Source organism: Streptomyces sp. NPDC023723 (assembly GCF_040639815.1).
Classification (GTDB): domain Bacteria; phylum Actinomycetota; class Actinomycetes; order Streptomycetales; family Streptomycetaceae; genus Streptomyces.
The window spans coordinates 1-11,160 of record NZ_JBFAAP010000100.1; the positions used below are offsets into that span (position 1 = coordinate 1).

3 protein-coding genes are annotated in these 11,160 nt (G+C 75.4%); all 3 read left to right on the forward strand.

Annotated features, from left to right (window positions below):
* Positions 1-2,543: SDR family NAD(P)-dependent oxidoreductase (locus tag AB0G32_RS39680; RefSeq protein WP_361175695.1), on the forward strand; the 2,543-nt coding region annotated here is incomplete at its 5' end.
* A 28-nt stretch (positions 2,544-2,571) separates the two neighbouring features.
* Positions 2,572-9,183 (forward strand): type I polyketide synthase, encoded by a 6,612-nt coding sequence (locus AB0G32_RS39685; protein ID WP_361175698.1) that lies wholly within the window; start codon positions 2,572-2,574, stop codon positions 9,181-9,183.
* Between the two features lie 67 nt (positions 9,184-9,250).
* On the forward strand, positions 9,251-11,160 hold a 1,910-nt coding region (locus AB0G32_RS39690), incomplete at its 3' end, for a type I polyketide synthase (protein ID WP_361175701.1).

Genomic DNA, 11,160 nt, shown 5'->3' on the forward strand with positions numbered 1-11,160 from the left:
ACCCCGAAACACTGAGCACCCCCGCCTACTGGACCCACCACATACGCGCAACCGTCCGCTTCGCCGACGGCATCCAGGCACTGGCCGACCACGGCATCACCACCTACCTCGAACTCGGCCCCGACAGCACCCTCACCGCCCTGGCCCGCGAGAACCTGGACCCCGACAGCCACACCACCCTCATCCCCGCACTGCGCCGCGACGGTGACGAACCCCGCACCCTCACCTCCGCCCTCGCCCAACTCCACATCGCCGGCGTCCCCGTCGACCTCGGTGTGTCCCTCCCGCCCGTTCACCTTCCCGAGCTGCCGACCTACGCCTTCCAGCGCGCGCACTACTGGCTGACCGGCGAGGGCGGCCCCGGCGCCGCCGATGATGCCGACGCCCGTTTCTGGGATGCCGTGGAGCGCGAGGACCTCGGGTCCGTGGGTGAGGCGCTGGGGGTGCGGGACGGTGCGGACTTGGACGCCGTCGGCGGGGCGCTGGGCGTGCTGTCGGCGTGGCGGCGCGGGCGGGACGAGCGGGCCGCGGCGGACCGGCTGCGCTACGAGGTGGTGTGGAAGCCGCTGCCCGGCGCCGCGTCCGGGGTGCCGTCCGGCACCTGGCTGGTCGTGCTGCCGGACGGCGGCGGTGCCGGGGAGTACGCCGAGCTGGTCGCGCCGGCGCTGGACCGGCAGGGGCTGCGCAGTGTCGTAGTACGGGCCGGGGCCGCCGCCGACCGGGGTGGGCTGGCCGAGACGCTGCGGGGCGCGCTGGCGGAAGTGGACGATGTCGGCGGCGTCCTGTCGCTGCTCGCGCTGGACCGGCGTCCGCGGCCGGGCGGTGCCACGCTCACCGAGGGCGTCGCGGCGACCCTGGCACTGGTGCAGGCGCTCGGCGACCTGGGCTCGGGACACCGGTTGTACTGCGCCACCCGGGGCGCGGTCGCCGTCGGTGGCACGGACGGGCTCGACGCCCCCGAGCAGGCGGCCGTGTGGGGGCTCGGGCTTGCCGTGGCGCTGGAACAGCCGGACCGCTGGGGCGGGTTGGTCGACCTGCCCGAGGTGTTCGACGAGCGGGCCGCCCGCACTCTGCTCGGGGTGCTGGCCGCCCCGGACGGTGAGGACCAGTTCGCGGTCCGGTCCACGGGCGCGCTGGTGCGCAGGATGAGCGGCCGTCCGCTGCTTCCGGGCGCGACGGCGGGACCGCGGTGGCGGCCGCGCGGCATCGTGCTGGTCACCGGCGGCACCGAGGGCCTCGGCCGGCACGCCGCGCGCTGGCTCGCCGAGGCCGGTGCCGAGCACCTGGTGCTGACCGTCGCGTCGGACCCGGAGGCGCCAGGGGTGCGGAAGGTGCGTGACGAGCTGAGCGCGCACGGCACGAAGGTCACCGTTTGTCAGGTCGACCTCGGCGACCGGGAGGCGCTCGCGCGGCTGCTCTCCGGGCCCGCCGCCACGCCCGGACTCTCCGGCGTCGTGCACACCGCCGACCTCGCGCGCGTCGCCCAGGCGGACGTCACCACCGCCGAGGAACTCGCCGAGACGCTGGCGGCCAAGGTCGACGGGCTGTGGCACCTGGACGCGCTGCTGAGCGGACGGGACCTGGACCTGTTCGTCGTCTTCTCCTCCGTCGCCAGTGTGTGGGGCGGCGGTGGGCAGGGGCTCATCGGTGCCGCCAACGCCCAGCTCGACGCGCTGATCGAGCGGCGGCGGGCGCGGGGGCTGACGGCCACCTCGGTGGCCTGGGGTGTGATCGACGGGTTCGGTGTGGCGTCCGACGCCGCCGCGCGGGAGCAGTTGCGCCGGCGTGGTGTGCTGCCGATGGCACCCGAGGAGGCCATGGCGGCGCTCACGCTCGCGGTGCGCGGCGACGACACGCGGGTGGCCGTGGTGGACGTCGACTGGGCGGCGTTCGTGCCCGCCTTCACCTCACTGCGGCCGAGCCCGCTGATCGGCGACCTGCCGGGGGTACGGGAGATCGTCGACGGTCTCGCGGCGGCGGACGATCCCGGCGACGAGTCGGCCTCGGAGTTCCTGCGGCAGCTCGCCGCGGCCTCCGACGCCGAACGGGAACGCGCGCTGATGCAGGCGGTCCGCGAGCACACGGCACTCGCGCTGGGGCACAGCGGTGCCGAGGCCGTGAAGCCGGGGCGGGCCTTCCAGGAGATGGGCTTCGACTCGCTCGCCGCGGTCAGCCTGCGCAACACCCTCGGCGCCGCCCTGGGCACCAAGCTGCCCGCCACCCTCGTCTTCGACTACCCCACGCCCGCCGCGCTGGTGGAGCACCTGCGCACCGAACTGCTCGCGGACGCGGCCGACGAGGAGCTGAGCGAGGCGGACGAGGAGGAGCTCCGCCGGACGCTGGCCTCGGTTCCGGTCAGCCGGTTCCGGGAGGCAGGACTGCTGGACGCGCTGCGGCAGCTGGCCCGGGCGGCCGGTGCGGACGGGCCGGACGACGGCGGGCGGTCGCCGTCCGCCACGGCCGCCGCCGAGGAACTCGACCTGATCAACGAAATGGACGTCGCCGGGCTGGTCCAACGAGCGCTGGACGGGAACCGGTTGTGATCGCGCACTCGACACGGTGGGAGCAGCCATGAGCAGCGGCCAGACTGAACAGATCGTCGAAGCGCTGCGCGCCTCGCTGAAGGACAACGCCCGGCTGAAGCACGAGTACGACAAGGCGGTCGCGGCCGGCACCGCGCCGGTCGCCGTCGTCGGCATGGCCTGCCGCCTGCCGGGCGGTGTGTCCTCGCCCGAGGAGCTGTGGGAGCTGGTGTCCAGCGGCGGCGACGGCATCACCGGGTTCCCGGCCGACCGCGGCTGGGACCTGGACAACCTGTTCCACCCGGACCCCGACCACCCCGGCACCAGCTACGCCAGTGAGGGCGGCTTCCTGCACGACGCCGGGATGTTCGACGCGGGCTTCTTCGGCATCTCGCCGCGCGAGGCCGTGGCGATGGACCCGCAGCAGCGGATCATGCTTGAGCTGTCCTGGGAGGTGCTGGAGCGGGCCGGCATCGACCCGACGAGCCTGCGCGGCAAGGACGTCGGCGTGTACTCCGGCATCGCCTTCCACGACTACGGCGCCGGGCTGCCCGAGGTCCCCGACGAACTCGCGGGCTTCCTCCTCACGGGCGGGGCGGGCAGTGTGCTGTCGGGCCGGGTGTCGTACGTGCTGGGCTTCGAGGGGCCGGCGGTGACGGTGGACACGGCGTGCTCGTCGTCGCTGGTCACCCTGCATCTGGCGGCGCAGGCGCTGCGCGCGGGAGAGTGCTCGCTGGCGCTGGCCGGCGGGGTCACGGTGATGGCGGAGTCCGACGCGTTCGTCGGCTTCTCGCGGCAGCGCGGGCTCGCCCCCGACGGCCGGTGCAAGGCGTTCGCGGCGGCGGCGGACGGTACCGGGTTCGCCGAGGGCGCCGGGGTGCTGCTCCTGGAGCGGCTGTCCGACGCGGTCGAGGCGGGCCATCCGGTACTCGCGGTGGTGCGCGGCTCGGCGGTCAACCAGGACGGCGCGTCGAACGGGCTGACGGCGCCGAACGGCCCTTCGCAGCGGCGCGTCATCCGGCGGGCGCTGCGCAACGCCCGGCTGACCGGCGCCGAGGTGGACGTGGTGGAGGCACACGGCACCGGTACCGCGCTGGGCGACCCGATCGAGGCGCAGGCACTGCTGGCCGCCTACGGCCAGGACCGCGAACTGCCGCTGTGGCTGGGGTCGGTCAAGTCGAACATCGGGCACACACAGGCAGCCGCGGGTGCGGCCGGGGTCATCAAGATGGTGATGGCGATGCGGCACGGCGTCCTGCCGCGCACCCTGCACGTGGACGCGCCGACACCGCAGGTGGACTGGTCGGCGGGGGCCGTGGAGCTGCTGACCGAGGAGCGGGCGTGGCCGCAGACGGGACGGCCGCGCCGGGCCGCCGTGTCCGGCTTCGGCATCAGCGGCACCAACGCCCACGTGATCCTGGAGGAGGCCCCGGCCGCCACCGGTCCGGTGGCCAAGGCGGTTTCCGAGCAGCCGCTGCTGGCCGGCGCCCCCGTGCCGCTGCTGGTCTCCGGGCGCGGCGAGGCCGCGCTGCGCGCCCAGGCCGCGCGGCTGCGGTCGTACCTGACGGACCGTCCCGGCGTGGCGCCGGCGGACCTCGGCCGGTCGCTGGCCACCGGGCGGGCGGCGCTGGAGCAGCGCGGTGTCGTACTGGCCGCCGATCGGGACGCCGCGCTGCGCGGTCTGGCCGCGCTGGCCGAGAACACCCCGGCGCCCGAGGTGGTGCGGGGCAACGGCGGCCCGGCCACCGGGCACACCGTCTTCGTCTTCCCCGGCCAGGGCTCGCAGTGGCCCGGTATGGCGGCCGAACTCCTCGACTCCTCCCCCGTGTTCGCCGCCCGGTTCGCCGAGTGCGACCAGGCGCTGCGCCGCCACCTCGACTGGTCCGTCACCGATGTCGTCCGGGGCGCCGCGGCGGCGCCGTCCATGGAGCGCATCGAGGTGCTCCAGCCCGCGCTGTTCGCGGTGCACGTGTCGCTGGCCGCGGTGTGGACGGCGGCCGGGGTGGCGCCGGCGGCGGTGGTCGGCCACAGCCAGGGGGAGATCGCGGCGGCGTACGTCGCCGGGGCGCTGACGCTGGAGGAGGCGGCCCGTATCGTCGTGCTGCGCAGCGCCCTGTTCGCCGAGGAGCTGGTCGGCAAGGGTGCGGTGGCCTCCGTGGCCGCCTCCGCCGACGTGGTGGAGAAGCGGCTCGCGGCGTGGGACGGGCGGCTGGTCGTCGCCGGCCGCAACGGGCCCGGCGCGGCCGCGGTCGCCGGTGAGGAGGCGGCGCTCGCGGAGTTCGTGGCCGGCTGCGAGGCCGACGGCCTGCGGGCCCGTGTCGTCGGCTCCACGGTCGCCTCGCACTGCGCCCAGGTCGATCCGCTGCGCGACCGTATCCTCGCGATGTTCGCCGACGTCCGTCCGCGCCGCTCGGCCGTCCCGTTCTACTCGACGGTCACCGGCGGCGCGTTCGACACCGCCGGGCTGGACGCCGAGTACTGGTTCAGCAACGCCCGCCGCCCGGTGGACTTCGAGGCCGCCGTGCGCGAACTGCTCGCCGACGGCTTCGGGTTCTTCGTGGAGTCCAGCGCCCACCCGGTGCTGGTCACCGCCATGCAGCAGCTCTTCGAGGACGCCGGGGCCGAGGCGGTCGCCGTGGGCTCGCTGCGGCGCGGCGAGGGCGGCGCTCCCCGGATGCTGGCCTCGCTCGCGGAGGGACACGTGGGCGGGCTGCCCGTCGACTGGGCCGCGGTCCTTGCCGGTGCGGCAGGCTCCGCCGGGGAGGCCGGGAACGCCGGGGACGTCGGCGGCCCGGAGCTGCCGACCGTCACCGGCCTGCCCACCTACGCCTTCCAGCACCGGCACTACTGGCTGGAGTCGGGCCAGGGGCAGGGCCACGGCGACGCCGCGAGCCTCGGACTGACACCGGCCGGGCACCCGCTGCTCGGCGCGGTCACCGAGGTCTCCGGGACCGGAACCGGCTCCGCACCCGGCTCCGGTTCCGGTTCCGGCTCCGGTTCCGGCTCCGTGCTGTTCACCTCCCGCCTGTCGCTGCGCACCCACCCCTGGCTGGCCGACCACGCGGCGGGTGGCACGGTGCTGCTGCCCGGCGCGGCCTTCGTGGAGCTGGCGGTGCGCGCCGGGGACGAGGTGGGCTGCCCCACCCTGGAGGAGCTCGTCGTCGAAGCGCCGCTGCCGCTGGCCGAGAGCGCCGGCGTACGCGTACAGGTCCTCGTCGGCGAGGCGGACGGGCAGGGCCGCCGCCCGCTGTCCGTGTACTCCCGCCCCGCGGACGGCGACCCCGGCGCGGTCTGGACCCGGCACGTCAGCGGCTTCCTGGCGCCGGCCGCCGGCCCCCCGCCGCAGGCCCTGGCCCCGTGGCCGCCGGCCGGGGCGGTCCCGGTCGGCCCGGAGCGGGTGACCGAGGCGTACGAGGAGATGGCCGCCGCCGGTTACGGCTACGGGCCGGCGTTCCGGGGCCTGCGCGCGGTGTGGACGCGGGGCGGGGAGGTGTTCGCCGAGGTCGCCCTCGCCGAGGACCAGGGGCTGTCCGCCGACGGGTTCGGACTGCACCCGGTGCTGCTGGACTCCGCCATGCACGCCATCGGCTTCCGCGCCCCGGCCGGCGCCGACGCCGCGCTCGCCCTGCCCTTCGCCTACCGCGACGTCGCCCTGCACGCCGCCGGGGCGACCGCGCTGCGCGTCCGCGTCACCCCGCACGGCGCCGACGAGGTCGCCCTGCACCTGGCGGACGGCACGGGCGCGCCGGTCGCCACCGTCGGCTCGGTGGTGTCCCGGCCGCTCGCCACGGACCTGTCCGCCACCCGTACCGCCCCCGTCCGCGACCGTTTGTTCCGCGTCGGCTGGGACGAACTCCCCACGCCCGGCCCCGTCGAGGACGCGCCGCACCCCGTGCCGGTGGCGACCGCCGAGGACATCCGTGAACTCGCCGAGACCGCCGACCTGGGCATCCCCGAGACGCTGCTGCTCGAACTGGAAGCGGCGGCCGGCGGGCTGAGCGCCGCCGCCGTCCGGGACGTCACCGGCCGGGTCCTCGACCTGCTCCAGACCTGGCTGGCCGCGCCCGAACTGGACGACACCCGGCTGCTGGTCCTCACCCACGGCGCGGTCGCCGTGCACCACGACCGGGAACTCACCGACCCCGCCGCCGCGGCCGCCCTCGGCCTGCTGCGGTCCGCGCAGGCCGAGAACCCCGACCGGATCACCCTCTTGGACACCGACGGAGCCCAGTCGTCCCGCGCCCTGCTGCCCGCCGTGCTCACCGGCACCGAGCCCCAGCTCGCCGTGCGCGACGGCGTCCGCTTCGCCCGCCGGCTCACCCGCGCCGACACCACCGGCGCGCTCACCGCCCCGGCGGACGCGGCGGCGTGGCGGCTGGCGCCCGGCGGTGACGGCACCCTCGAAGGACTGGCGCTGCGCCCCTCCCCCGCCGCGCTCGAACCGCTCGCCGCCGGGCAGGTCCGCGTCGAGGTACGGGCCGCGGGCCTGAACTTCCTGGACGTGCTGGTCGCGCTCGGCATGAACAAGGTCGACGCCACCCTCGGCAACGAGGGCGCGGGCATCGTCACCGAGACCGGCCCCGGCGTCACCGAACTCGCCGTCGGCGACCGGGTGATGGGCCTGTTCCCCGATGCCGTCGGCCCGCTCGCCGTCGCCGACCGGCGCACCGTCACCAGGATCCCGGACGGCTGGACCTTCCAGCAGGCCGCCTCCGTGCCCATGGCCTTCCTCACCGCCTACTACGCGCTGCGCGACCTCGCCGGGCTGCGCGCGGGCGAGACGGTCCTCGTGCACGCCGCCGCCGGCGGGGTCGGCATGGCCGCCGTGCAGCTGGCCCGGCACTGGGGCGCCGACGTCCTCGCCACCGCGTCCCCCGCCAAGTGGGACACCGTGCGCGCCACCGGCGTCCCCGCCGACCGCATCGCCGGTTCCCGCACCACGGAGTTCGAACGCCGCTTCCTCGACGTCACGCGGGGCCGCGGCGCCGACATCGTGCTCGACTCGCTGGCCGGCGACCTGGTCGACGCCTCCCTGCGGCTGCTGCCGCGCGGCGGGCGCTTCCTGGAGATGGGCAAGAGCGACCTGCGCGACCCCGCCGAGGTGGCCGCCGCCCACCCGGGCATCGCCTACCGGGCGTTCTCCCTCCACGAGGCGGGCGACGACCGGATCGGGGAGATGCTGCGGGACCTGGCCGCCCTCTTCGAGCAGGGTGCCCTGCGTCCCCTTGCGCTGCACGCCTGGGACGTCCGGGAGGCCCCGGCCGCCTTCCGGTTCATGAGCCAGGGCCGGCACACCGGCAAGAACGTCTTCACCCTGCCCCGCCCCCTCGACCCCGACGGCACCGTACTGGTCACCGGCGGCACGGGCACCCTGGGCCGCCTGGTGGCCCGGCGCATGGTCACCGAGCACGGGGTGCGCCACGTCGTCCTGGCCGGGCGGCGCGGCCGGGCCGCCGACGGCGTGCCCGAGCTGGAGGACGAGCTGCGCGCCCTGGGCGCCGCCACCGTCCGCACCGTCGCCTGCGACGTCGCCGACCGGGACGCGGCGGCCGCCCTGCTCGCCTCGATCCCGCCGGACGCGCCGCTGACCGCCGTGGTGCACGCCGCCGGACTCCTGGACGACGGTGTGATCACCGCCCTGACACCGGAGCGGCTGGCCGCGACGTTCCGGCCCAAGGTGGACGCCGCGCTCAACCTGCACGAGCTGACGGCCACACTGCCGCTGAGCGCCTTCGTCCTCTTCTCCTCCGGAGCCGGCACCTTCGACTCCCCGGGCCAGGGCAACTACTCCGCCGCCAACGCCTTCCTCGACGCGCTCGCCCGCCACCGGCACGCCGCCGGGCTGCCCGCCACCTCCCTCGCCTGGGGGCTGTGGGGCCAGGTCACCGACATGAGCGCCCACCTCGACGACACCGACCAGCGACGCATGGCCAAGGGTGGCATGCTCGCCCTGTCCGTGCCCGAGGGCATGGAGCTGTTCGACGCCGCGCTGCGCACCCCCGCCGCCGTCCTGGTGCCCGCCCGCATGGACTTCGCCGCCCTGCGCGGTCTGGCCGGCGCCGGCACCCTGCCCGCGCTGCTCGCCGCCCTCGTCCGGGCCCCGCGCCGGGCCGTCGACAACACGGCGGCGGACACCGGCGACCTGGCCGGCCGGCTCGCCCGGGCGACCGCGGGACAGCGGGAGAAACTCCTGCTCGACCTGGTCCAGCAGGAGGCCGCCGCTGTCCTCGGCCACTCCTCCGCCGACGCCGTCGACCCCCACCAGCCCTTCAAGGAGATCGGCTTCGACTCGCTCACCGCGGTCGAGCTGCGCAACCGTCTCTCGCGCCGGGCCGGCATCCGGCTGCCCGCCACACTCGTCTTCGACCACCCCGCACCCACCGCCCTGGCCCGCTTCCTCCTCGCCGAGCTGGGCCAGGAGGTCGACCCGGCCGAGCTGCTGCTGACCGAACTCGACGCCATGGCCGCGACGCTGGCCGGGACCAGCCCCGACGCGTCGACCCACGCCACCGTCCTGACCCGCCTGAACGCGCTCGTCGAGCAGTGGCGGACGGCCGCGGACCCGCCCCACGCCGGCGCCGATGCAGAGGAGTTCGACGTGGACACCGCGACCGACGAGGACATGTTCGACCTCATCGACCGGGAGTTCGGCACGTCCTGATCACCTGATCACCTGACCGACCGCGACCTCCAGACCTTCGACGCGTTTCCATCAGGAGCGAACTCTCATGGCAGATGACGGGAAGCTGCGCGACTACCTCAAGCGCGTGCTGGCGGACGCCCGCCGTTCCCAGCAGCGGGTCCGCGAACTGGAGGCCGAGCGGTCCGAGCCGATCGCCGTCGTGGCGATGGCCTGTCGCCTGCCGGGCGGCGTCACCTCCCCCGAGGAGCTGTGGGACCTGGTGCGCCACGGCCGTGACGGCATCACGCCCTTCCCCGAGGACCGCGGCTGGGACCTGGCCGGCCTCTTCCATCCCGACCCCGACCACCACGGCACCAGCTACGTCCGCGAGGGCGGCTTCCTGCACGACGCGGGCGACTTCGACGCCGCCTTCTTCGGCATCTCCCCGCGCGAAGCGGTCACCATGGACCCGCAGCAGCGTCTCCTGCTCGAACTGTCCTGGGAGACCTTCGAACGCGCGGGCATCGACCCGACCGCGTGGCGCGGCACGGACGTCGGGGTCTTCGCCGGCTTCGCGGGCAGCGACTACGGCAGCGAACTCACCGGACTCTCCGAGGAGTTGGAGAGCTACCTGATGACCTCCGGGGCGGGCAGCGTGCTGTCCGGCCGGATCTCCTACACCTTCGGCTTCGAGGGCCCCGCCGTCACCGTCGACACCGCCTGCTCGGCCTCCCTGGTGGCCCTCCACCTCGCGGCGCGGGCCCTGCGCGCGGGTGACTGTTCCATGGCCCTCGCCGCGGGTGTCACCGTCCTCGGCACCCCCCGCGCCTACATCGGTTTCTCCCGGCAGCGCGGCCTCGCCGCCGACGCCCGCTGCAAGGCGTTCGCCGCCGCCGCGGACGGCACGATCTTCGCCGAGGGGGCGGGCGTCCTGCTCCTCGAACGGCTGTCGGACGCCCAGCGCCTGGGCCACCGGGTGCTGGCGGTGCTGCGCGGCAGCGCGGTCAACCAGGACGGCGCCTCCAACGGCCTGACCGCCCCCAACGGTCCCTCCCAGCAGCGCGTCATCCGGCAGGCGCTGGCCGACGCCCGCCTCACCGCGTCCGACGTCGACGCGGTCGAGGCACACGGCACCGGCACGGCCCTCGGCGACCCCATCGAGGCACAGGCCCTGCTGGCCACCTACGGCCAGGGCCGCCCCGCGGACCGGCCGCTGTGGCTGGGCTCGCTGAAGTCGAACATCGGGCACACCCAGGGTGCCGCGGGCGTCGCGGGCGTCATCAAGACGGTACTGGCCCTCCAGCACGGCATCCTGCCGCGCACCCTGCACGTAGACACCCCCACCCCGCAGGTCGACTGGTCAGCGGGCGCGGTGGAACTGCTGACGGAAGAACGGGAGTGGCCGCGCACCGACCGTCCACGCCGGGCCGGCGTCTCCGGCTTCGGCGTCAGCGGCACCAACGCCCACGTCATCCTGGAACAGGCACCGGAACAGGAGCCGGCCCGGGCACCCGTCCCGGCCGCCCTCCCCGTGACGCCGTTGCTCCTGTCCGGACACGGCACGGCAGCCCTGCGGGCGCAGGCACAGCAGGTACGGGAGCACGCCGGGGCACACGCGGAGGTGGATCTGCCCGAGCTGGGTGCCGCACTGGCCCTGGGCCGGGCCGCGCTGCCGGACCGCGCGGTAATCCTGGCCGCCGACCGCAACGAGGCACTGACCGGCCTGGACGCCGTAGCACGCGGCGAAACCGCACCCGGCGTCGTGACGGGCACGACAACACGCGGACGACTGGCCGTGCTGTTCACCGGCCAGGGCTCCCAACGGGTCGGAATGGGGCGCGGACTGTACGACACGTTCCCCGTCTACCGCGAGGCATTCGACGAGGTATGCGCCGCCCTCGGTGACGAGACACGCGACGTGGTCTTCGGCGACGACCCCGACCGCCTCAACCAGACCACACACACCCAGGCCGCACTCTTCGCCGTAGAAGTCGCCCTCTACCGGCTCATAACCTC

Excerpts from the sequence above, each read along its gene's own strand:
- AB0G32_RS39685 (WP_361175698.1), top strand. The coding sequence starts at position 2,572 with ATGAGCAGCGGCCAGACTGAACAGATCGTCGAAGCGCTGCGCGCCTCG.